This window comes from Ilumatobacter sp. (assembly GCF_965215205.1).
Taxonomy (GTDB): Bacteria; Actinomycetota; Acidimicrobiia; order Acidimicrobiales; family Ilumatobacteraceae; genus Ilumatobacter_A.
Genome location: NZ_OZ244049.1, coordinates 3,929,851 through 3,952,594 on the forward strand (window position 1 = coordinate 3,929,851; position 22,744 = coordinate 3,952,594).

At 72.9% G+C, this 22,744-nt stretch carries 18 protein-coding genes; 9 read left to right on the forward strand and 9 right to left on the reverse strand.

What is annotated here, in order from left to right:
• Window positions 1-45: 45 nt before the first annotated feature.
• The 4 genes from ACOOHC_RS18490 to ACOOHC_RS18505 are packed head-to-tail and all read left to right on the forward strand — an operon-like array spanning window position 46 to window position 3,941.
• Window positions 46-1,680, forward strand: a complete 1,635-nt coding sequence (locus ACOOHC_RS18490; protein WP_420451836.1) for a Rieske 2Fe-2S domain-containing protein — start codon at window positions 46-48, stop codon at window positions 1,678-1,680.
• 60 nt (window positions 1,681-1,740) lie between these two features.
• Complete coding sequence (locus ACOOHC_RS18495) at window positions 1,741-2,361, forward strand: NfeD family protein (protein WP_420451837.1); 621 nt, start codon at window positions 1,741-1,743, stop codon at window positions 2,359-2,361.
• Entirely contained in the window at window positions 2,358-3,398 is a 1,041-nt protein-coding gene (locus ACOOHC_RS18500) for an SPFH domain-containing protein (RefSeq protein ID WP_420451838.1), read from the forward strand. The genes ACOOHC_RS18495 and ACOOHC_RS18500 overlap by 4 nt, the downstream gene beginning before the upstream one ends.
• A gap of 3 nt (window positions 3,399-3,401) precedes the next feature.
• Entirely contained in the window at window positions 3,402-3,941 is a 540-nt protein-coding gene (locus ACOOHC_RS18505) for a DUF2510 domain-containing protein (RefSeq protein ID WP_420451839.1), read from the forward strand.
• A gap of 29 nt (window positions 3,942-3,970) precedes the next feature.
• Here the strand turns inward: ACOOHC_RS18505 and ACOOHC_RS18510 are convergent, their stop codons facing one another.
• Together ACOOHC_RS18510 and gluQRS are read right to left on the reverse strand one after the other, a co-directional pair.
• Window positions 3,971-4,876: a L,D-transpeptidase family protein gene (locus ACOOHC_RS18510; protein WP_420451840.1), complete on the reverse strand. Its 906-nt coding sequence runs from the start codon at window positions 4,874-4,876 to the stop codon at window positions 3,971-3,973.
• 94 nt (window positions 4,877-4,970) lie between these two features.
• Complete coding sequence (gene gluQRS / locus ACOOHC_RS18515) at window positions 4,971-5,987, reverse strand: tRNA glutamyl-Q(34) synthetase GluQRS (RefSeq protein WP_420451841.1); 1,017 nt, start codon at window positions 5,985-5,987, stop codon at window positions 4,971-4,973.
• 119 nt (window positions 5,988-6,106) lie between these two features.
• Here gluQRS and ACOOHC_RS18520 point away from each other — a divergent pair, with 119 nt between their 5' ends.
• Together ACOOHC_RS18520 and ACOOHC_RS18525 are read left to right on the forward strand one after the other, a co-directional pair.
• Window positions 6,107-6,454: an HNH endonuclease gene (locus tag ACOOHC_RS18520; protein WP_420451842.1), complete on the forward strand. Its 348-nt coding sequence runs from the start codon at window positions 6,107-6,109 to the stop codon at window positions 6,452-6,454.
• Window positions 6,455-6,584: 130 nt separating this feature from the next.
• The gene (locus ACOOHC_RS18525; RefSeq protein ID WP_420451843.1) at window positions 6,585-8,033 is read left to right on the forward strand and encodes a hypothetical protein; all 1,449 of its coding nucleotides are present in this window, start codon (window positions 6,585-6,587) and stop codon (window positions 8,031-8,033) included.
• 38 nt (window positions 8,034-8,071) lie between these two features.
• On the opposite strand, the gene ACOOHC_RS18530 is transcribed toward ACOOHC_RS18525, so the two are convergent.
• The 7 genes from ACOOHC_RS18530 to ACOOHC_RS18560 form a co-directional block, all read right to left on the reverse strand.
• Window positions 8,072-8,911, reverse strand: coding sequence for a hypothetical protein (locus ACOOHC_RS18530; RefSeq protein ID WP_420451844.1), 840 nt, complete (start codon window positions 8,909-8,911; stop codon window positions 8,072-8,074).
• Window positions 8,908-9,834 carry an ATP-binding cassette domain-containing protein gene (locus ACOOHC_RS18535; protein ID WP_420451845.1) on the reverse strand — a complete coding sequence of 309 codons (927 nt, stop codon included), beginning with the start codon at window positions 9,832-9,834 and terminating at the stop codon, window positions 8,908-8,910. The genes ACOOHC_RS18530 and ACOOHC_RS18535 overlap by 4 nt, the downstream gene beginning before the upstream one ends.
• A 44-nt stretch (window positions 9,835-9,878) precedes the next feature.
• Window positions 9,879-11,009: a hypothetical protein gene (locus ACOOHC_RS18540; protein ID WP_420451846.1), complete on the reverse strand. Its 1,131-nt coding sequence runs from the start codon at window positions 11,007-11,009 to the stop codon at window positions 9,879-9,881.
• On the reverse strand, window positions 11,006-11,521 hold the full coding sequence (locus ACOOHC_RS18545; RefSeq protein WP_420451847.1) for a sigma-70 family RNA polymerase sigma factor: 516 nt from the start codon (window positions 11,519-11,521) through the stop codon (window positions 11,006-11,008). The genes ACOOHC_RS18540 and ACOOHC_RS18545 overlap by 4 nt, the downstream gene beginning before the upstream one ends.
• Before the next feature lie 168 nt (window positions 11,522-11,689).
• Window positions 11,690-15,076 (reverse strand): ExeM/NucH family extracellular endonuclease, encoded by a 3,387-nt coding sequence (locus tag ACOOHC_RS18550; protein WP_420451848.1) that lies wholly within the window; start codon window positions 15,074-15,076, stop codon window positions 11,690-11,692.
• 331 nt (window positions 15,077-15,407) lie between these two features.
• On the reverse strand, window positions 15,408-16,172 hold the full coding sequence (locus ACOOHC_RS18555) for a short-chain dehydrogenase/reductase (protein ID WP_420451849.1): 765 nt from the start codon (window positions 16,170-16,172) through the stop codon (window positions 15,408-15,410).
• A gap of 52 nt (window positions 16,173-16,224) precedes the next feature.
• Window positions 16,225-17,058: an SDR family NAD(P)-dependent oxidoreductase gene (locus ACOOHC_RS18560; protein ID WP_420451850.1), complete on the reverse strand. Its 834-nt coding sequence runs from the start codon at window positions 17,056-17,058 to the stop codon at window positions 16,225-16,227.
• Window positions 17,059-17,266: 208 nt separating this feature from the next.
• On the opposite strand from ACOOHC_RS18560, the gene ACOOHC_RS18565 reads away from it, so the two are divergent.
• The 3 genes from ACOOHC_RS18565 to ACOOHC_RS18575 all read left to right on the forward strand — a co-directional run bounded on the left by ACOOHC_RS18565 (window position 17,267) and on the right by ACOOHC_RS18575 (window position 22,669).
• The gene (locus tag ACOOHC_RS18565; RefSeq protein ID WP_420451851.1) at window positions 17,267-19,201 is read left to right on the forward strand and encodes a flavin-containing monooxygenase; all 1,935 of its coding nucleotides are present in this window, start codon (window positions 17,267-17,269) and stop codon (window positions 19,199-19,201) included.
• Between the two features lie 31 nt (window positions 19,202-19,232).
• Window positions 19,233-20,318: a hypothetical protein gene (locus ACOOHC_RS18570; RefSeq protein ID WP_420451852.1), complete on the forward strand. Its 1,086-nt coding sequence runs from the start codon at window positions 19,233-19,235 to the stop codon at window positions 20,316-20,318.
• Window positions 20,319-20,455: 137 nt separating this feature from the next.
• Window positions 20,456-22,669, forward strand: coding sequence for a catalase (locus ACOOHC_RS18575; protein WP_420451853.1), 2,214 nt, complete (start codon window positions 20,456-20,458; stop codon window positions 22,667-22,669).
• Window positions 22,670-22,744: the final 75 nt, after the last annotated feature.

The window sequence follows — 22,744 nt, forward strand, 5'->3', positions numbered from 1 at the left end:
GCGACGTGGCCCGTGACGGCGTGAGCGTGCCTAGCCTGGTGCGGCATGAAGGTGACCTCGATCGGCCACGCCGGGATGCTCGTCGAGACCTCGGGCGGCTCGATCCTGTGCGATCCGTGGTTCGAGCCGGCGTTCTTCGCGTCGTGGTTCCCGTTCCCCCGCAACGACCGCCTCTCCGGCGATCTCCTGGAGCGGATCGAGGCGGCCGACTTCCTGTACGTCTCCCACCTCCACGGTGACCACCACGACACCGCCTGGCTGCGTGACCACCTCCGGCGCGACATCCCGGTCCTGCTGCCGGACTACCCGACCCGCGAGCAGCGGCGCACCCTCGCCGAGCTCGGCTTCGACGAGTTCCTCCGCACCGAGGACACCGTGGAGACCGAGATCGCGCCCGGGCTGAGCGTCGCGATCCACGTCGAGTCGTCGATCACCGACGGTCCCGGAGGCGACTCCGCGCTCGTCGTGATCGCCGACGACGCGATCGTGGTGAACCAGAACGACTGCCGCACCACCGACCTCGGCCAGCTGCGCTCCCACGGACCCGTCGACCTGCACTGGCTGCAGTACTCCGGCGCCATCTGGTACCCGATGGTCTACGAGATGGACCCCGGGGCGAAGAAGGCCGCCTGCGACGCGAAGGTCGAGGCCCAGTTCGCACGGGCGATGCGCTACGTCGAGAAGATCGACGCGCGCGCCGTCGTGCCGAGCGCCGGGCCGCCGTGCTTCCTCGATCCCGATCTGTTCCACCTGAACGTGATCGACGGCACGGAGGCGAGCATCTTCCCCGACCAGACCCGCTTCCTCGCGATGCTCGCCGACGCCGACCGCGACGGTGTGATGAACGTCCCCGGCACCGAGATCGAGGTGGTCGCCGGCGCCGCCCCCGACGGCGACGGGCGGATCCGCGTCGAGCACCCGGCACCGATCGGCGAGATCGAGGCGATCTTCTCCGACAAGGAGTCGTACCTGCGCCGCTACCAGTCCGACTGGATCGGGTGGATCGACGCGGAGCGGTCGGGGTGGGCGGCGCCGTCGACGGACCTGGTCGCGAGCCTCCGGGAGTGGTGGGAGCCGCTGCTCGCGATGGCGCCCACGCTGCGGTCCCAGATCGGGTCGAACGTCGTGCTGCGCGCCCTGCCCGCGACGTCGCTCGACGGCACCACCGACGCGGTGTCGGATGCCGCCGGAGGCGAACGGCTCGACGTCGTCATCGACTTCGTCGCCGGCGAGGTGCGCGCACACCGCGACGAGCCGTACGCGTTCCGCTTCGACATCGATCGCCGCCTCGTCGAGACGGTCGCCGCCCGGCGCGCCGTCGACTGGAGCAACTCGCTGCTGCTGTCGTGCCGGTTCGTGGCGTGGCGCGAGGGCGAGTTCAACGAGTACGTCTACAACTTCTTCAAGTCGCTGTCGCGCGAGCGGGTGCGGCGCGCCGAGGCCGAAGCGGTCCGCAAGGTCGCGCCGCCCGACGCCGAGGCGATGGCGGACGAGGACGACGTGCGCATCGGCGACTACGTCGTCCAACGCCGCTGCCCCCACCGCGACGCCGACCTCGAGGCGTTCGGCGAGATCGACGGCGACGAGTTCGTGTGCACCCTGCACGGGTGGCGCTTCGACTGCGAGACCGGCGCGTGCCTCACCAGCGCCGGGCACCCGTTGCGGATCCGTCGCGCCTGAGTCGCCCGTGCTCGGGGCTTCGCGGGGCGTGGCGCACCCGGGGCGCAGTAGGTTGACCACATGGCTGCGGTGCTCGATCTCGGGATCGACCTGGACGTGTGGCCCTGGGTCTGGTTGGCCGTCGGCGTCGTGTTCGCCCTCGTCGAGCTCACCCTCCTCGCCGGGTTCTTCGTCCTCCTGCCGTTCGCGATCTCCGCGTTCGTCGCCGCGCTCGCCGGCTTCTACGACGCGTCGGTCGAGCTCCAGTGGGCGATCTTCCTCGGCGGCGGCGCCGTCCTGTTCTACGCCTTCTGGCGCTACGCACGGGACTTCTCCGATCGCAACGTGATGCCGGAGGGCGTCGGCGCGGACCGCCTCGTCGGGATGACCGCGATCGTGGTGGCCACGATCGACCCCGACGACACCGACCGGCGCGGCCGGGTGAAGGTGGTCGGCGAGGACTGGGGCGCCCTCACCGACGCCGGCCGCCCCCTCCCGGCGGGGTCCAAGGTCCGCATCGCGTCGATGAACGGGACCCGCGTCGTAGTCGAGCCGATCGCCACCACCGAGCCGACCGAGCCGCCCACCGGGCCGCCGATCGCCCCGCCCCCGGCATCGCCTCCCGGTGGTGCCGACACCTCGAAGTGGGCGGAGCCCGGCCCGGGCCCGTCCGACCCCGCAGAGTCCCGGAGGGACCCATGAACCCACTCGCCATCGTCGTCATCGTCATCGCGGTGCTCGGGATCGTCGTGCTCGTCGCGATGGTCAAGATCGTGCGCCCGTACCAGCGCGGCCTCGTCGAGCGCCTCGGCAAGTACAAGGCGACCGAGGAACCCGGGCTGCGCCTGATCGTGCCGTTCATCGAGACGATGCAGCTCATCGACATGCGCGAGCAGGTGGTCGACGTCCCGCCCCAGGAGGTCATCACCGAGGACAACGTGGTGGTCTCCGTCGACGCCGTCGTCTACTACGAGGCGACCGACCCCCAGCGACTGGTCTACAACGTCGCCGACTTCTTCACCGCGATCACCAAGCTCGCCCAGACGAACCTGCGCAACCTGATCGGCGACATGGAGCTCGACCGGGCGCTGACGTCGCGCGACACGATCAACACCCAGCTGCGCGAGGTGCTCGACGACGCGACCGACAAGTGGGGCGTGCGCGTGGTGCGCGTCGAGATCCAGCGCATCGACCCGCCGCCGGACATCGTCTCCGCGATGCACGCCCAGATGCGCGCCGAGCGCGACCGCCGCGCGACCGTCACCGAGGCGAAGGGCTACCAGGAGGCGGCGATCGCACGCGCCGACGGCGAGCAGCAGGCCGCCGTGCTCTCCGCCCAGGGCCGCAAGCAGGCCGCGATCCTCGACGCCCAGGGCGACGCCGAGGCGATCGAGCTGCGTGCGAACGCCAACAAGCTGCGCCTGCAGCTCCTCGGCGAGGGCGAGGGGTCGGCGGCCAAGGCGCGCCTCACCGGGATCAAGGAGGCGGGCACCGACCACAACGTGCTCACCGTCGAGTACCTCTCCGCGCTGGAGCGGATCGGCGACGGGCGCGCCACCAAGCTGGTGATCCCCGCGGAGTTCTCCGGGTTGCTCGGCACGGTCGCGGCGTTCGCCGAGACGATCCGCCCCGACGACGCCGACGACGAGGTCCGCCCGAAGGACGGCCTGCCGATCCCCGACGACGACGAGCGCGTCGAGCTGCCCCAGCCGAACCGCGACGACCACCGGGACCGCTGAGTCGTGCGCAAGCTCGACGCTCCGACGGCGGGGTGGTACCCGGACCCCGAGCACCGCCAGCGGCTGCGGTGGTGGGACGGACTCGACTGGACCGACATCCGGCGTGCGCCGCCGAGCGAGGCCGAGCTGATCGCCGCGGAGGAGAACCGGGCGTTCTTCGAGGGCAACGACCTCGTCGCGACCGCCCGGGACCAGGCGGGGATGGCGGGCGGGCCGGGGATGGGGCGCCGGGAGGTGCAGAGCGTGATCGCCGAGGTCCGCGAGGTCGCGCGCGACGAGATGAACCGGGCCGCCCAGGAGTTCAGCAACCGGGCGACGACCGCGATGCGCAGCGCGACTCCCCTGATCTCGGACTACGCGAGCCAGCTCACCCGCTGGGCGAAGCGGGCCGCGATCATCGCGATCGTCCTGCTCGTCGCGTACTTCGTGTTCCAGGTGATCGCGCAGGCGAGCGTGCTGGAGTGGATCGGAGACCGCATCGACGAGCTGAACGACCAGCAGGGAGCGCTCGGGGTCGTCGCGGCGTCGCGCACCGGCGGCTGACGGGGTGGGGTGCGCTGGCGCGCCCCGCGTCAGGCGCCGTCGTGGACCCAGACCGGGGTGCCGACCGGGAGGATCCCCGAGTCCCAGATCCAGTCCATCGCCGGGACGCTGACGCGCACGCACCCGTGCGAGGCGGGGTAGTTCGGGATGCTGCTCGATCCGTGGACGGCGACGCCGCCGACGAAGTACTTCGGCCGGTAGATCTGGCCGAGGTCGCCCTCCCACCAGCCGTCCGCTCGCTCCCTGTTCACCTCGTGCAGCCCGCTCGGGGTGAGCGAGACGCCCTCGATGATCTCACCGGGGGTGTTCTGGTCGGGTTCGGTGTACTCCTCGCCGTTCCCCGTCGAGGTGTTCAGGATCCACTCGGTGCGCCCGTCGACGACGAAGAACAGGAGCTGCTTGGCCTTGTCGATCTCGATCAGGGTGCCCGAGTCGGCGCGGGCCCGCGGCCGCACCGTCTCGGCCGTCAGCGCCTGCGCGGTGGCCTCGTCGACGCGTCCGTCCGGGTCACCGAAGCCCACGTACTTCTGGAACGCCATCACCGCCTGCGTGGTCGTCAGCCCGAACTGCCCGTCGGGCTCGCCCGGCCAGAAGCCGAGCTCGAGCAGGCGACGCTGCAGGCGCGCCGCCTCCTCCCCGCTCGATCCGCCGATCGCCCCGAGCGGCGGGTCCACGGGAGCGACCTGCGCGACGGTCGTCGTGGTGGCCGGGACCGTCGTGGTCGTCGTGGTGGTGGTCGTCGTGGACGTCGTCGTGGTGGTGGTGCTGGTCGTGGTCGGCGCCGCGGTGGTGGTCGCGGCGACCGTCGTGGTGGTCGTCGCGGCGGCGCGCAGCGCGGCGTTCCCCCCGGTCATCGCCGAGGAGCACCCGACGAGCGCGGCGAGGCCGAACACGATCCCGCTCCCGATCATCGCCCGTCGACGCTCGTCCGCCACGGACGGTGATGCTATCGCCCCGAGCGCTTCGGTCGGTGGCGCACCGCGCACCGACCGCGGTGTCGACGGGTGGGTGGGACCGCCCGCGGTGTCGTCACCCCTGACCGTCGGAGGCGGGACGCAGCGCGACCGTCGAGCGTCCGGACCCGGAGCCGTGCGTGAGGACGATCTCGTCGCGACCGATCGCGCCGAGGTCGAAGCGGTCGAGCGCCGCCGCGAGGACCTCGTCGACCACCGCGCCCGGCTCGACGGCGTCGACCGAGCGCGCCGTGGGCTCGATCGAGCGCAGGATCTCGACGAGCACCTGCGAGGCGGTGACGCCCTCGGCGCCCAGTTCTCCGAGGGTGATCGGGCCGTCGCGCTTGGCGAGCCGCTCACCGTCCTCGCCCACGACCAGGGGCACGTGCGCGTAGGTCGGGGTCGCGAGCCCGAGCAGGTGCTGGAGGTGGATCTGGCGTGGGGTCGAGGTGAGCAGGTCGTCGCCCCGCACGACCTGGGTCACGTCCTGGGCCGCGTCGTCGACGACCACGGCGAGGTTGTAGGCGGGCACGCCGTCGTTGCGGCGCAGCACGACGTCGTCGACACCGCCGCGGGAGGTGCCCGAGACCAGGTCGTCGAACTCGATCAGCTCGCCGACCTCGGGATCGGCGCCGAGCGACTCGGTGGCCCGGAGTCGCAGCGCCGGTGGGCGACCCCGTGCGACGAGCTCCGAGCGACGCCGCGAGTCGAGCCGACGGCACGTGCCGGGGTAGGAGCCGGGAGGGAGGTGGGGGGCGTTCGGCGAGTCGGCGATCTCCGCGCGCACCTCGCGCCGCGAGCAGAAGCACTCGTAGACGAGCCCGGCCCGCCGCAGGTCCGCGAGCGCGTCGTGGTACATCTCGAAGCGCTCGCTCTGGCGGACGACCTCCCCGTCGTGGACGAGCCCGAGAGCCGCCAGGTCGTCGAGCTGGCGACGTTCGTGCTCGGGCGCCGACTGGACGCGGTCGAGATCCTCCATCCGCACGATGAACCGTCCCCCGTCGGCTCGTGCCGCCAACCACGCGATCGTCGCCGTGCGCAGGTTGCCGAGGTGCAACGGCCCGGTCGGAGATGGCGCGAACCGACCGGTCATGTGACCATTCTCCTGTGCACGACCACGGTCGACAACGGCGACGGCGACGTCCACGAGCCCGCCGACCGCGCACCAGCCCGCCGATCGGGCCCACCGGCTCGCTCGATCGCCGCTCGCGCATGGAGGTCATCCTCGAGCGCGACGGGGCGACCTGCGTGTGGTGCCGACGCGAGGTGGGGGTCGGGCTCGTCGAGGCGACGACCGAGCACGTGGTGCCGCGCATCAAGGGAGGTCCGAGCTGGATCGAGAACGAGGTGGCGGCGTGCCGCCGCTGCAACTCGCGACGGGGGCACCGCAGCCCGAGCTCGTGGGCGGACGAGTGCGACGGGCTCGGCTGGGAGCCCGATCGCGACCGGCTGGTGCGGGTGCTCGAGTCGTTGACCGACCGGATCGCGGAACGGGGCGGTCAGCGACGCGCACGGCCCTACCTCGAGGCCCAGCTCCGGCGGTTGCGCACTGGGCGGTGACGGCCGACGCCCGCGCCGACACGGGCCCTCCGACGGCTCGTCGGGCGGCCCGCCACCGACGCCCGGCCGGTCCGAGCGGCCGTGATCACGACGGCACGTCGGGCCGACATCGACCTCGTACCATGCCGACATGCGGTGCCACGTCTGCAACGTCGCGGTCGGCGAGGGCCAGCGGTTCTGCCACGAGTGCGGCGAGTCGCTGCGCGGGGTGACCGACCCGACGCTCCCCCTCGACGCGATCGACCCCGACGACGAGGGCACCTCCACCGTCGGGGACGAGTCCACCGACGACGACGACGTGGTCGACCCGGCGCCGGGGGAGGCGACCTCCGATGGTGCCGCTCCGTCCCCCGAGCCGGGGGAGGCGACCTCCGATGGTGCCGACCCGTCCCCCGAGCCGGGGGCGATCGACCGCCGGAGCACGATCGTCGCGCGCGACGACCTCATCGCCCTCGCGACGGGACCGGCCACCCTCCCGCCCGGGCACGCCGCCGCCCGCCCGACCACCGACACCGGCACCGACACCGGCACCGGCACCGGCACCGACGTCACGTCCCCGGCGACCGGCGCGGCGGCGACCGGTCAGATGTCGCGCACCGGCGACGACGACACCACGTCGCAGATGCCCGCCGCGGTGTTCGACGGCGCCCACGAGGTCGGGCAGCACGCGCCCCCGGCACGCGAGGGGTTCCGACTCCGGGCGTCGTTCGTCCTCGCGCTCCTCGCCCTCGTCGCGTCGGTGATGCTGATCGCAGCCGACGTGTTCGACATCCGCACCAGCCGACCCGTCGACGGCATCTCGGTCGGGCTCCGCTCGATCGACGACATCGGCTCCAACCTGGCCCTCGCCGGGGTCGTCGGGACGACGCTGATGCTGGCGGGCGGGCTGGCCAGCTGCTTCGGGTTCCGCTGGGGAGCCGGGATCGCCGGCGGCAGCGGCCTCGCGACGTTCGGGTGGGCCGCCGTGGCGCTCGGCCTCGCCGAGGTCCCGATCGACGGAGCCCGACGCATCACGCGCACGGCCGGCATCGACGTGAGCGGCTTCACCCTCTCGATCACCCGGGACATCGGGTGGTTCCTCGTCGCCGGCATCGGAGTGGTCGGCGTCGTCGTCTTCCTCGCGTCGCTGCGGATGGCGGGGACCGGCGGCCGCGGCGGGCTGAACCCGTGGATCGCGGCGATCGGGGCGCTGTCGACCGCGCTGGTGGCGGCCGGTCCGCTGATCCCGCTCGGCGGGGCGCCCGTCGACGTCAACCTGGGCACCGGGGTGCTGCCACGTGAGTTCTTCGTGGCGCGCCTGGTCCAGCTCGGAGCGATCGCGATGGCCGGGATCGCCGGGTTCCTGTCCGTGCGCACCTACGGGCTCGGCCTCGCCGCCGGCGGCCTGGGGATCGCGCTGTGGCTGTGGGCGACGACGTTCGCGCGCGCCGGCGACGTACCGGTCGGGATCGGCGTCGGCAACATCGGCACCTCGGACACGATGCCCCACGCGGTGACCACGGTCGGTCTCGTGGCATCGCTCGCGATGCTCGCCGTCGCCACCACGATGGCCGTGCTCGGTCACCGCCGCCGCCCCTGACGCGGCGGGCGCGCACCGGCGGCTCCGGCGCGTCGGGCTCACAGGTCGCGACGTCGGAACCAACGGTCGGCCAGCACCGCCCAGACGCCGACGTACGCGAGCGACCACAGCACGAACGCCACGCTGGGCGGCACCGAGCCGCCGAAGGGGTTGGCGACGTCCTCCTGCACGCTCGACGCGGCGAGGAACGCCGGGGACTGGAGGTGGTACGACCCCGCGCGCCACAGGGCGTCGGACGGGATGACGAGGCTGACCGCGACCCCGATGCGCTCCAGCACGGCGTTGTCGAGCACACCCCCGACGAGCTCCATGATCCCGCCGATCCACGCCGCTGCGTGCATCGCGACCACGACGATCCCGGCGGCGAGCGCCGACAACCGCACGGACAGCGCCGTGCCGAGGGCGACGAGCACGACGACCTCGAGCGCGAGGAGCGCCAACCCGCGCCCGGGGCCGACCGGCGAGTAGCCGGCCACCATCGAGGCGATCGCCAGCACGGCCGTCGACATCACGACGACGTAGGTCGCCGAGACGGCGGCGAACGTCCCCGCCCGCTGCGCCAGCCACGACGTCCGCGAGATCGGGCGCGCGAGGATCGCGTGGAGGCGCCCGCTCTCGATCTCGGGGGCGACCGCCCCGCTCGCGAGCAGGATCGCCGTGAACGCGGCGAGGAACTGGACGGCGTAGAGCCCGAGGACGGTCATGATCGTCGCGGCCGCCTCGGGCGACGTCGGGTCGGCCGGGTCCTCGACCGTGGAGGTGAAGCCGACCGAGAACCCGATCCAGAAGAGCGCGAGGAACGCGGCGCTGATGACCGATCCGACGAGCAGCACCCGTCGGTTCGCCGCCTCGCGCAGCGTGAGCAGGACGATCGTCACGGAGCGTCCGCGCTCTCACCCGACGCCGCCACGAGGTCGACGAAGACGTCTTCCAGGCTCCGCTGCAGCGGCACGAGCGCCCGGACCCCGTGGCCGCGCCGCACGAGCGCCGTCACCAGCGCCGAGGACCCGGCCACGTCGTCGAGGCTGAGCAGGACGGTGTCGCCGTCGTGCGCCGTGATCCGCCCGAAGCCCTGGAGCACCGCGACGGCGTCCTCGTCGAGGTGGTCGAGGGTGAGGCGCACCTCGGCCCCGGAGGCCAGGTCGGCGATGGTGCCCGATCGCACGACGCGCCCTCGGTCGATGATGACCACCCGGTCGCACACCTGCTCGACCTCGCCGAGCAGGTGGGAGTTGAGCAGCACGGCCGTCCCCCGATCGCGCAGCCCACGGATGACGTCGCGCACCTCGCGTCGGCCGATCGGGTCGAGCGCCGAGGTCGGCTCGTCGAGCACCACCAGCTCGGGCCGTCCGAGCACCGCCGCGGCGAGCCCGAGGCGCTGCTGCATCCCCTTCGAGTACCCCTCCACCCGCTCGTCGCCCCGCCCGGCGAGCCCGACCCGCCGCAGCGCGTCGTCGGCGGCCGCGGCGCGGCCGTCGTTCGCCAGGCCGAGCAACCGGGCGTGGGTGACGAGGACCTGACGTCCCTCGAGCCACCCCGGGTGCTCGAAGCGCTCCGGCAGGTAGCCGACCGCCCGGCGCGCCGTCGGGTCCCCCGCCGGTCGTCCGAGCACGCGAGCCGTCCCGACGTCGTGGTGGACGAGGCCGAGCAGCGTCGACACGAGGGTGGTCTTGCCGGCTCCGTTGGGGCCGAGCAGGCCGACGACCTCGCCGGGGCCGACGTGCAGGTCGACCCCGTCGAGCGCGACGCGTCGCCCGTAGGCCTTGCCCAGCCCGGTGACCACGACCGGATCGACCGCCACGTCGCGCCCCGGCCGCACGGGCGATGCGGACGGCGCACGCCCCGTCACAGCCGCGCCGCCAGATCGAGGGCGGCGCCGACCGCGATCGGGCCGCCCACGACCGTCACGCCGTCGGGATCCTCGCGCACGACGAGCGCGCCCAGTCCGGTGTCGTCGCCGAACGCGATCGCCCGGCGGCCCCCGACGCGCACCTCCTCCCACCCCACGGCGTCCGCGGGCACGGGCAGCGGAAGGGTCGCCCGCCAGTCGTCGATGTCGGCCAGCTGCGCGCGCAGGGCCGGGGGGAGCTCGTCGCGCCCGAGCAGGAAGTCGCGCAGGTCGCCGAGCTCCGCCCCCTCCGCGCGGGCCTCGACCCGCCCGGCACGCGCGACGACCACCGGCGTGCGGGTGGTCGACGTCGCGTCGGGAACCGCCACGGTGCTGACGATCACACCGGGGACGTCGACGACGAGGGCGGCGCCGTCGAGCTCGTCGGGCACCCCTGCTCCGCCGGCGGCGTCGAGGATCAGCCGGGCGGTGCCCGGCGGCGCCGCCCGGACGACCTCGGGCACGACGGAGAGCCGCGGCGGGGCGATCCCGGCCACGGCGGCGGCGGCGGCGAGGTCGGCGACGCGGCGCGGCTCGCCGAGACCGCCGACGTCGATCTCACCGAGCTCGGCGAGCGTCCCGTCCGAGCCGGCGTCACCGAGCAGCTCCGCCCACGCATCCGCGTCGACGGCGATCACCTCGATGCGGTCGCCGCGGAACCCGTCGAGCGCCTCCGCGGCGAGGTCACGGCCGATCGGCGTCGCGGCCGCGGCGAACGCGACGACCGCAGCGGCGGCCACCACCACCGCACGTCGCGCCGAGCGGCGCGCACGGTGTCGCCGCGCCGCCGAGAGGGCACCGTCGCCCGGCGGGCGGGAGCGTCCGCGATCGCGACCGCCCACCGTCGCGAGCGCGGTCGCGAGCGCCGCCTCGGTGTCCACCCGCGCACCTCCCGACGACGGCGCATCGCTCGCCTGCGCGCGTTCGTGGTCGAGCATCGCGATCGCCCGGTGCGCGACGCCGGAGTCCGCGGCGACCGAGCGCATCAGCCCGCTGCACGTCGCGCACCCGTCGAGGTGCGCCTCGACCCGCTCGTCGGGGTGGTCGAGGTGGGTCCGCAGCATCGTCGAGTCCGCGCAGTCGATCATCGGTCCATCTCCTCGTAGGCGCCCCGGAACGCTCGCTCCCCACGCGCGAGCAGCACGCCGACCGACCCCTCGGCCACGCCGAGGGCTCCCGCGATCTCCCGGTAGGAGTGGCCCGTGTGGCGCAGGAGCAGGGCCGCCGCCTGGCGTTCGGGGAGGGAAGCGAGGCTCGCTCGGACCCGCTCGCGCTCGTCGGCGCCGACCACGGCGTCCGCGGTGGCGTCGAGCGGGAGAGCACGATCGCGCGCGCCGACGATCTGGGCTCGCGCGTCGGCCCGGCGACGGGTCCGCAACCGGTTGAGGGATCCGTTGGTCACGACGCGCGAGAGCCACGCGGCGACGTCGTCGTCGCCGCGCGACGCGACGGGATCGGTCCGCAGCGCGAGCAGGGCCTCCTGAGCGGCGTCCTGCGCCTCGTCGAGATCCCCGAGCACGCGCCGGGCGAGCGCGACCAGGCGCGCGTGGTGGCCCCGGAAGAGCTCGGCGAAGCGATCGTCGGGGAGCGGGTCCATCATCTCCACAACACCACGGGAGCGTCGATCCTGACACCCCGCGGGCCGTCCGCACGGCTCACGGCGACGGACGCCCGGGCGCGACGACGCCCCGGCGCGGATCGCACCGGGGCGTCGTCGAGAGGTCGGGGTCCGACCGGGTGGACGGCGGTCAGCGGGCCGTCGGATGGCTCACCGGTTCGGCCTGCCCGGGTTCGGGTTGCCCCGGTTCGGCTCCACCTCGACCGTGGTCGAGGCCGTGGCGGAGTTGCCGCACGAGTCGGTCACCACGTAGGTGATCGTGTACGTCCGGCCGTCGGAGCCGCCCGAGCGCTCCGCCCGGAGGCGGAACGTCGTGTCGTCGACGATCACGATGTCGTCGGCGGTGGCGCCGTCGCCGCGCCCGTCGTCGGCGTCGCTCGACTCGACGGACACCAGCTCGAGCACCGGAGCCGGGTCGGAGTCGTCGCTGACCACCACGGTCGCCTGCACGTCGACGTACTTGCCGTTCGGCGGGCCCAGCACCGACGGCGTCACCGACAGCTCGTCGAACGTCGGCGCGATCGAATCGCACAGGTCGAGCCCGACGATGACCGGGTCGTGATCCGACGAGCGGTACGGGTTCGGCTCGAAGAGCGCGTCCTGCGCGTCGCGCTTGAACGAGGTGTCGTAGTCCAAGATGTCGGGCTCGTCGGCGTTGATGTGCCACACCGTCGTGCCCGTCACCTGGTCGACGAGCGACAGGTTCGCCAGCGCGTGGTCGAGGTAGCCGATGAGGCCGTCGAACACGTACGAGTAGGCGTCCTCCCCCTCGAACAGGCGGACCAGGTCGACGTAGTCGTCGTCGGTGCCGAGGACGTCGTCGGCGCCTTCGCGGATCGCGTCGATCGGATCCTCCTGGTCGTAGGCGTTGAGGTCGCCGATGATCAGGTGGTCCGGGTCGCCGCTGCCGGTCGGATCGGTCGCGAGCCAGTCGACGAGCGCCTCGGCGGCCGCGGTGCGCACGCCGTCGCAGTTGCCGCTGCCGTCACCGGAGTCGGGGTCGCCGACGTCGTCGCAGCTCGAGCCCTTCGACTTCAGGTGGTTGACGGTGACCGTCACGACACCGCCGGTCGACAGGTCCTCGAACGTCTGCGCGAGGGCGGGCCGGTTCTTCTCGTCGAGGAAGCGGGGGTCGACCGACTGGTCGAGGATCGCGGGCTCGCCGACCGGAGCGACGGTCGTCGTGTCGTAGACGAGCGCCACCTTGATCGCGTCGGTCCCGATCGTGCCGGTCTGGATCGCGGCGTAGGTGCCCTCGCCCACGACGGCGTTGAGGCTCGCGACGAGGTCGGCGACCGCCGCGTCCTCGGGGTCGTTCTCGATCTCGATCAGGCCGAAGACGTCCGCGTCGATCGCCACGAGCGCCGAGACGATCTTCGCCCGCTGGCGGTCGAGCTCCTCGGCGGTGTCGGCCCCACGGCAGTCGGCGTCGACCTGCGGACCGCAGATCTCCGCTCCCGTGTCGAGGGTGGTGAAGTAGTTCAACACGTTGAACGAGGCCACCGTGATGTCGCCCCCGACGTCGTCGGGTGCCTCGGGACGGGGGTTGGTGACCGTGAAGGTCCCGTACTCCGTCGGCTGCAGCCGGTAGGCGCCGAAGGTCTCGTCGATCACACCGGTGATCCCGGTGATGAGGTCGCCGCCGCGGAAGCGGTTGTCGAGGGTGAACTCCTCGCCGTTGCCGGGGTGGATGGCCGGGTCGGGGTTCTGCGTCGAGCGGCCGTCGTCGATCGTGATGCGGTCACGCTCGTACGCCTCGAGGGCGGCGATCGCCTCCGGTCCGGGCTCGAACTCCGCCGTCGGCGTCAGGTCGCGCTGCGATGACACGACGACCTCGCCGAAGCGGTCGTAGTTGAAGTACTCGACGATGGTGAGGTCCTGCGGCAGGGTCACGAGCATCCCCTCGACGGCCTCGAGGGCGTCCTCGCTCTCGAGCGGCAGGGTCACGACGGTGGGGGTGATCGTCTCGTCCGACGGACCGCAGCCGACGACGGTGGCGAAGCCGAGCTGGGTGAGCGACGAGCCGCTCGAGGTGTACTCGGTGGCGGTGCCCTGCACGCGCACCGTGTCACCGACGACGACGCCGTCGGGGAGGTCGCTGCCGAACACGAACAGGCCTTCGGAGCTGAGGGGGTCGCCGTCGCTGTCGGAGGGCTCCTCCTGGACGTAGAACCCGTTCAGGCCGTCGGTGAGGTCGGCGGTGACGACGGCCTCCACGGTGACCGTCTGGCCGGCCAGCGGCGTCGTGGGTCCGGTGCCCTGCACGGCGGACACGAGCGTGATCGCCGTGTCGGAGTCGCACGTCAGCGCGGGCGGCGGCGGGGGCGGGGGCGGGGTGCAGGTGTTGGCGGCGCCGGGCGTGGGTGCCCAGGTGGCGTAGGTATCGGTGACGCGCGCACCTCCGCTCCCGTTCGGGCAGCGCTGGATCGACTCCCCCTCGGAGTCGCCCCCCGCGTCCTCGTTCACCTGCGGCTGCCCGGCGTCGAGCAGGACCAGGAGCTCGGGATCGTCGGCGTCGTTCGTGTCGTACACGACGGCGTCGAGGAGGCCCTCGGTGGTGATGCCCGAGCCCTCGGCGACGTCGCCGGAGTAGAGCGCGACGGCGTCCGCTCCGTTCTGGACGAGGTTGGTGTCCGGGGACACGTCGAGGTCGCAGCCCTCGACGTTCGCCGAGTCGCCGCACAGCACGAAGTAGCCGTCGGCGTCGGTGCTGAGACCGTCGAGGTCGAACGCCTCGTAGGCGAGGTCGTTGCTGCCGTTGAAGAAGACGAGGGTCGTGTCGCTCAGGTCGGTGCCGCCGACGCCTCCGTCGTGGAGCTCGACGAACTCGGCCGAGTCGGTGCCGTCCTGGTCGGCGTCGACCTCGTTGATCAGCACGATGGCGTCGCCGCCGCCGCCACCGGTGCCGTCACCGCAGTCGGCGCTGTGCGAGCCGAGGCCGCTGGAGGTGTCCTCGGGCAGCACGGCCCACTCGAGCGAGGCGTCGAACGCGTCGCTCGGGTCGGTGTCGCCGGAGCACACGGAGGCGAACCGCTGCAGGGTGTCGTTGAGGCCGCCGCCGGTCCACTCCGATCCGGGGTCGATCCCGACCTGGCCGAACGAGTCGACGACGGAGCCGTCACCGGCGCGCAGCACGAGCGCGTCGTCGCCGTTGAAGTTGACGGCGCTCCCGGTGGCGTCGGCCTCGGCCAGGATCGCCGCACCCGCACCGGAGTTCGCGATCACGTACACGTCACCCTCGGCGATGACGCCGGACAGCTCGTTGGTGTTGTTCGGGCTCGCCGCGCCGTTGCTGTACAGCTCGAGCTGGTAGCCGCCGGCTCCGAGATCGACCGGCGCGCCGGTGCCGTTGTAGATCTCGATCGCCTTGTTGAACGACGACCCCTCGATGTACTCGGAGATGATCAGGTCGTCGGACGCGGCGGACGCGCCCGAGGCGGGCACGAGGACCGTGGCCGACGCGGCGAGGCCGGCGAGGGCGATGGCGCTGGCCGAGGCGATGCGAGATCGCGATCGGGCGGGGGACGTCGGGGGCATGCGGACTCGTCTCGTCGAAGGGGGCGATGTGGGCCGAAGGGAGGATGGCGGGAGCACGGTCGTTCCCGGGGAGTGGGTTCGTGAACGCGACGTGAACTCGTCGTCGAGACGTGACCCCGGCGCGCTCGTCACCCGCCGGGCGACCGCCGTCGAAACGTACACCCGGTCCGACCGGGTCACAAGATCTGCCACGACCGGCGTTCGCGCTCCTCGGAGCGCGCGACGGCACCACGTCGCGCGTTCGCTCCTCACGGCGCTCACGGCCCCCGAGCACCGTCCGCAGCGCTCATCGACCCCGTGGCGGTCCGCCCGGCGGTTGACGGGTGGGCGCTCAGCGCGCCGAGGCACCACCGTCGAGGGTGAGCGTCGTCCCGCTGACGTGCCCGGCGCGCGGCGAGGCGAGGAACGCGACGACGTCGGCGATCTGCTCGGGCCGACCCGGGGCGGGATCGGACGGCACGAGCTCCTCCCACCGCTCGGGGTCGCGGAAGCGCTCCTGCGCGCTCGCTCGCAGGAGGTCGATCATCCGGTCCGTGACGACGAGTCCCGGGTTGACGCCGACCACGCGCACGCCGTCGCGCAGCGAACGGGCACCGAGCGCCCGGGTCAGCGCCACCAACGCCGCGTTGCCCATCCCGCCGGCGATGTACGACCGCTGCGGTCGCACCGCCGCCGCCCCGATCACGTTGACGATCACACCGGAGCCCCGCTCGACCATCCGCGGGACGATCGACCGGCAGAGGTTGACGTAGCCGAACACCTTCAGCTCCCAGCTCTCCCGCAGCGCCTCGTCGTCGAGCGCGCCGAGGTCGCCGGGCGGGATCGCGCCGGCGTTGTTGACCACCACGTCGACGGACCCCACCGCGTCCACGAGCGCGACCTGGTCGTCGGGGGACGACAGGTCCCCCGGGTGGGTGGTGACCGTCACCCCGTGCCGCTCGCGCAGGCCCTCGGCGGCGGCGTCGAGATCCGCGGCGGTGCGCGCGGCGAGCGCGAGCGAGCAGCCCTCGGCGGCGAACGCCTCGGCGCACGCCCGCCCGATCCCCCTGGACCCCCCGGTGATCAGGACGTGGCGACCGTGGAGCTCGAGATCCATCGCGCCACCCTCGCAGCTCCCCCGTGGCCGCGGGTGATCCGGGCGGAGCCGCTCACCCGAGCTTGGACGATTGCCCGCCGTCGACGGGGAGGACGACGCCGGTGATCCACGCCGCGTCGTCGGAGGCGAGGAAGAGCGCGGCGTTCGCCACGTCCCACGCGGATCCCTGCCGCCCGAGGGGGACCATCCGGGCGCGCCGATCCGCGTACTCGTCGCGGTCGACGCCGAGCTGCTCGGCCGCGGAGTCGACCCCCATCGGCGTGTCGACGAAGCCGGGCATGATCGCGTTCGCCCGCACCCCGTACTTCGCGTTCGTCAGCGCGAGGTTCTGCGTCAGCGCGTTGACCCCGGCCTTCGACAGCTTGTACGCCGTCAGGTTCCCGGCCGACGCGACGGCGGCGAGCGACGACACGTTGACGATCGCTCCGTGCTCGGAGTCGCGCAGCACCGGGACGGCCGCCCGGCAGGTGCGCCACATGGAACGGAGGTTGACGTCCATGATCCGGTCGTACGCGTCGTCGCTCAGGTGGTGGGGAGGGCCGTCGCCGGCGCCGACGCCGACGCCGACGTTGTTGTGCAGCACGTCGATCCGACCGAACGCCTCGAGCGCGACCGCGACGAGGCGATCGGGGCCGTCGTCGTCGGTGATGTCGACACCGACGGCGACCGCGGCGCGAGCGTCCCGGCCGGCCGATCCGCTCCCGATCTCGTCGGCGATCGCTGCTGCGGTGTCCTCGGCGCGCCCCACGTCGCGGTCGACGAGCACCAGGCTCGCTCCCTCGCGGGCGAAGGTGATCGCCGTCGCACGCCCGTTGCCGATGTTCGCGCCGGGCGTCTGGCCCGCTCCCACGACCACGGCGACGCGCCCGGCGAGCCTGCCGGTCATCGCCGCGCCTCGTCGCGGACGCAGGCGCGTCGTGGCGCCGGGTCGAGTCCCACGGAGACGACCGTACGACGCCGAGCGCGCCGACCTGCGACCGCGCGTCGTCGCGGGGATCGGCGAGGCGGGTCGGCGCGACCAGCGGCCGAGCCGCGGCGGGGGTCGGCGTGGCGAGGAGTCGACACGGGGCGCGTCGGGCGGCGAAGCTCGGGGGGTGAGCGACGTGGACGATCGGGTGGGCGCGACGGCCGGTGACGGAGCCGAGCGCGCCCACGCCGCGGAGATGACGATCGCCGAGGCGGTGCGCGACGCCGACCTGCGCGTCCTGCTGATGTGCGTGTTCCAGCTCAGCGGCGACCCGAGGTGGCTGCGTGCGCCGTACCGGCCCGAGCGCGACGTGCGCCTCGTGCCGCCCGAGGACGCCGGGCTCCCCGACGACGTCGCCGACGAGATCCGCGACGCGGCGGTCCGGCTCCACGCGATGCCCCCTGCGATCGAGGATCCCGGCGACGAGCTGATGGTCGAGATGATGGGCGTCTGCCTCGGCCAGGACGTCCCCCCGGAGTACGCGCCGATGATGCGCGAGGAGATGGGGTTCACCTCGCGCGACGTCGCGGTCCCCGACGACCCGGCCGCCGATCCGGGCGAGCTGAGCATCCTCGTCGTCGGCGCCGGGGCGAGCGGGATCGCGATCGGCGCGCGCCTGTCGAGGATGGGCCTCGACTACACCATCGTCGAGAAGGGCAGCTCGGTGGGCGGGGTGTGGCGCGACAACCGCTACCCGGGCGCGGGCGTCGACACCCCCAACCACGCCTACTCGTTCTCCTTCGCCCCGCCGAACCGGTGGACGCGCTTCTTCGCGCCGCAGCCCGAGCTGCAGGACTACCTGCGCCGCACGGCCGAGCACTGCGAGGTGACCCCCCACGTCGAGTTCGAGACCGAGCTGGCCGGAGCGCGCTGGGACGACGAGCGCGCGATGTGGTCGGTCGAGCTGCGGACCCCGTCGGGGACCGAGCGCCGCGAGGTGCGCGTGCTGATCTCGGCGATCGGTCAGCTCAACGTGCCCCGGCCGCCGACCATCGCGGGGATGGACGACTTCTCGGGCCGCTCGTTCCACTCCTCGCACTGGCCCGACGACCTCGACGTCACCGGGCGGCGGGTCGCGGTCGTCGGCACCGGGGCCTCGTCGATGCAGATCGTCACCACGATCGCCGAGCGCGTCGAGCAGCTCACCGTCTTCCAGCGCTCCGCGCAGTGGGCGCGACCGATCCCGCGGTACCACGACGAGATCCCGGCGGGGTCGCAGTGGCTGTTCGAGAACCTGGCCCCGTACGCCGCCTGGTACCGCTTCACGATGCTGTGGCGCTACGGCGACGGCCTGCTCCCCTACCTGCGCAAGGACCCGGACTGGGCGCACCCGGACCGGGCGGTCAACAAGACCAACGACCGCCACCGCCAGGAGATGGCCGACCACATCGTCGAGGTGATCGGCGACGATCCCGAGCTGATCGACAAGTGCATGCCGGACTACCCGCCGTACGGCAAGCGCATCCTGCTCGACGGCGGCTGGTTCGAGACGATGACCAGGCCGGACGTCGAGCTGATCGTCGACGATGTCGAGCGGATCGCGCCGTCCGGCGTCGTCGACTCGACCGGGCGGCTGACCGAGGTCGACGTGATCGTCTACGCGACCGGCTTCGAGGTGTTCCAGATGCTGTCGCGCTTCGGGATCGTCGGGCGCGGCGGCGTCGACCTGGCCGACGAGTGGGCCGACGACGACCCGACCGCGCACCTCGGGATCACGGTGCCCGGGTTCCCGAACCTGTTCCTGATGCAGGGCCCGACGACCGGGCTCGGCCACGGCGGCAGCGCGATCTTCCAGGCCGAGTGCCACGCCCGCTACATCACGGGCTGCCTGGCGACCATGCTGCGCGACGGGGTCCGGTCGATGGAGGTGCGCGAGGGACCGACGCGGGAGTACACCCGCCGCCTCGACGCGGCCCACGACGAGCTGATCTGGACGCACGAGGGGATGCGCAACTGGTACCGCAACGAGGCCGGCCGGGTCGTTGCGATCATGCCGTGGCGGCTCGTCGACTACTGGGCGATGACCCACGACCCCGACCCCGGCGACTTCCACGTCCGCTGACGGATCCGTCGTCGGCGGAGGGAGCGTCTCGGTGGTCGGTTCCACGGTGCGGGTCGCGCCCGACGTCGGCGTCACGGTCGTCGATCCCTCGATCGCGCTCGTCGACGGTGAGATCGTGCTGTCGTGGTCGCGCCGCGCGTCGTCGGCGACGGTCGAGACCGCGGCGTCGATCCGCTCGGAGCGGGACCGCCAGCGTCGCGCCGCAGGCGCGCCCGGTCGGGTTCGGCAGGGGCGCGAACGGATCCCGACGGCGATCGCGGCGAGCACCGCCGAACGTCGTCTGCTCGACGCCATCGCGACCCGTGACCCTCGGGCGGTGCTCGCCTCGGTCGGCGGCGGTGGCGCGAGCGACGGAGGGGGCGACGATCTCGCCTCGGTCGCGCGCCTCGTCGCTTCCCTGCTGGCGTCCGGGCCGCACGATCGACGCGCCGGCGCCGACGAGAGCGACGGTGGTGACGAGCGCGGCGGGAGGCGCCGGGTCGACGACGACGCGGATCGCGACGGGGGCGGTGCGCACGGCGGTGACGGTGGCGACGACGACCGGCGCCGTCGCGTCGACGATCTCACCGACGGCGCGGTGGCGTTCGCGCGCGACCACCTCGTCGTGCGCGTGCTGCTGTCGCTCGCCCCGGGGGTGCTCGCCCGCAGCGGTCTGCGACCCGAGGCACCCGGCGTGCTGCGCGCCGAGCTCCGGGAGGCGGCCGGCGACCTCCTCGGCGCTGCCGAGGAGCTCGAACCGCTCGAGCGCTGGTCCCACGTCGCCCTCCGCCTCGCCGCGGTCCGGCGCCGGCTCGGTGACCACGACGACGTCGTCGAGCTGACCGAGGGGGTCGGTGCGATCGACGACACGACCGCGCTGCTGGCGATCGAGCGTGGCGTCGCCCTCACCGGGCTCGCTCGCGACGCGGATGCCGCCGCGGCGTTCCGCGATGCGCTGCGCCTGCCACGCACCGCGGAGGCCATCCGTCGGCGTGCCGTCCTCGAACGAGCCGCCGCGAGCCACCGGCGCGGCCACGGCGGGCGAGCGCTCGCCGACCTCGACCGCCTCCGGCGCGACGGCGCCGAGATCGACGGCCTCGCGACGGTCGTGCGATCGCTCAGGCGCTCCCGTCGCTGATCGACGGGAGCGGGGGCCGAGGCGGCCGACGAGCGCGTCGCGACGGCGGCGACGTCCACGCATGGAAGACGGGCCGGCCGGGTACTGCTGGATTCCCGTCGGACGATCCGCGTCCACGGAGTCGAACGGAGAGAACCATGGCACGCTCCGCGTCCACGTCGAAGAAGAAGCTCGCGAAGTCGTCCGCGAGGAGCGCGGGGTCCGCACCGGCGCCCGCAGGCGACGCCGGTGTCGGCATCGAGGAGCGCACCTCGGTCGAACTCGGCGACCAGAGCGTCCAGCGGGGCGTCGGCGGCGAGACCCACCAGGTCGCGACCGACGGCCACCCGCGACTCACGACGCAGCAGGGCGTCGCCGTCTCCGACGACCAGAACTGGCTGACCGCCGGCCCGCGCGGCCCGCAGCTGCTGGAGGACCACGTCGCCCGCGAGAAGATGTTCCACTTCGACCACGAGCGCATCCCCGAGCGCGTCGTCCACGCTCGCGGCTACGGCGCGAAGGGCGTCTTCGAGTGCTACGACTCGCTCGAGGGCACGACGTGCGCATCGCTGTTCGGCGAGGCCGGCAAGAAGACCGAGGTCTTCACCCGGTTCTCGACCGTCGCCGGCAACAAGGGCTCGGCCGACCTCGCTCGCGACGTGCGCGGCTTCGCGGTGAAGTTCTACACCGACCAGGGCAACTGGGACCTCGTCGGCAACAACATCCCGGTGTTCTTCATCCAGGACGCGATGAAGTTCCCCGACCTCATCCACTCGGTGAAGCCCGAGCCCGATCGCGGCTTCCCCCAGGCCCAGTCCGCCCACGACAACTTCTGGGACTTCGCCTCGCTGATGCCCGAGGCGACCCACATGCTGATGTGGCAGATGTCGGACCGCACCATCCCGCGCTCGTTCCGGTTCATGGAGGGCTTCGGCGTCCACACCTTCCGGTTCGTGACCGCCGAGGGCGCCTCGACCTACGTGAAGTTCCACTGGAAGCCGGTGGCCGGCCTCCAGTCGGTGGTGTGGAACGAGGCGCTGAAGATCAACGGCGCCGATCCCGACTTCCACCGGCGCGACCTGTGGAACGCGATCGACTCCGGAGACTTCCCCGAGTGGGAGCTCGGCGTGCAGATGTTCGACGACGACTTCGCCGACTCGTTCGACTTCGACGTGCTCGACTCGACGAAGCTGATCCCCGAGGAGCAGGTCCCCGTCACGCCGATCGGGAAGATGACGTTGAACCGCAACGTCGACAACTTCTTCGCCGAGACCGAGCAGGTCGCGTTCTGCACGTCCAACGTCGTGCCGGGCATCGACTTCACCAACGACCCGCTGCTGCAGGGCCGCAACTTCTCGTACCTCGACACGCAGCTCAAGCGGCTCGGCTCGCCGAACTTCACCCACATCCCGGTGAACGCGCCGCGGTGCCCGGTGATGAACTTCCAGCAGGACGGCCACATGGCGACGAACGTGCCGTCGTTCGGTCGGGCCAACTACGAGCCGAACTCGTGGGGGCCCGAGAGCAACCCGCGCGAGGCACCGGGGGCCGGGTTCACCACCCACCCCCGTGCCGAGGAGGGCCAGGCGCGCCGGGTGCGCGCCGAGTCGTTCGCCGACCACTACAGCCAGGCGCGCCAGTTCTACGCGTCGCAGACCGAGATCGAGCAGACCCACATCGCCGACGCGTTCGTGTTCGAGCTGTCGAAGGTCGACACCCCGGCGATCCGCCAGCGGCTCGTCGCCGGCCTCGTCAACGTCGACGAGGACCTCGCCGCCACGGTGGCGGCGGGACTCGGGATGGACGTGCCCTCGGCGCTGCCCGCCGCCGTGGCACCCCGGACGGATCTCGACCCGTCGGCCGCGCTGTCGATCGTGGGCTCCACCCCGCTCGCGAGCTTCGCGGGTCGCAAGCTCGGCGTGCTCGTCGCGCAGGGCAGCGACGCGAAGACGCTGAAGGCCATCAAGGCCGCCGCCAAGAAGGAGAAGGTGATGGTCGAGCTCGTCGCACCGACGCGCATGGGCATCACCGACAGCGACGGCACCGAGCTCGAGATCGCCGAGAAGATCGACGGCGGTCCGTCGGTGCTGTTCGACGCGGTCGCGGTCGTGCTCACCGCGGACTGCGCCGAGATGCTCAGCCGGGACGCGACGTCGAAGGACTTCGTGAACGACGCCCACGCCCATGCCAAGTTCGTGGCGCACACGGCGAGCTCCTCCGCCCTGTTCGAGGCGGCCGGCATCACGGCCGACGACATGGACGGCGGCTACTGCGAGCTCGACGGCAAGAAGGCGTCGGCGTCGACCTTCGTCGAGGCGTGCCGGGCGGCGCGCTTCTGGGATCGCGAGGCCACCGTCGACCAGACCCCCTGATCCGCTCGCCGTACGCCGCGCGCAGCGCTCCGTGTGACGTCCCCGCCACCGAACCGGTGGCGGGGACGTCGCATT